The organism is Rhizobium ecuadorense, from assembly GCF_001187535.1.
Classification (GTDB): Bacteria; Pseudomonadota; Alphaproteobacteria; order Rhizobiales; family Rhizobiaceae; genus Rhizobium; species Rhizobium ecuadorense.
Genome location: NZ_LFIO01001272.1, coordinates 1 through 278 on the forward strand (window position 1 = coordinate 1; position 278 = coordinate 278).

General features: G+C 62.9%; 1 pseudogene. It reads right to left on the minus strand.

Going from position 1 to position 278, the window contains the following annotated elements:
• Positions 1 to 120: 120 nt before the first annotated feature.
• Positions 121 to 278: pseudogene (locus AF337_RS45680) on the minus strand (6-chlorohydroxyquinol-1,2-dioxygenase); the annotation flags it as partial.

Below are 278 nucleotides of genomic sequence, written 5' to 3' on the forward strand. Positions count from 1 at the left end.
CCCACCCCGCGCGCGACCAAAGCTGCGGACATGGGCGGTTGGCCGAAGATGCCCGTCCGGACCTCACCGCGAGTGGGACTGGTCGCCGGCTTGGACGGGGCCGACTTGCGCCAAAAGATCCTAGTCCTCCGGCCGAGCCAGCACGAAATCGTGCTCTACCTGCCAGAACTTACCCAGGAAACCGAGCTCGTTGGCGCGTACCGGATCCTCAACCTGCTGGAACTTGGCAAGCAAGCTCTCCTTCACACCGAAGACGGCGTCAGAATGGATATACGGGT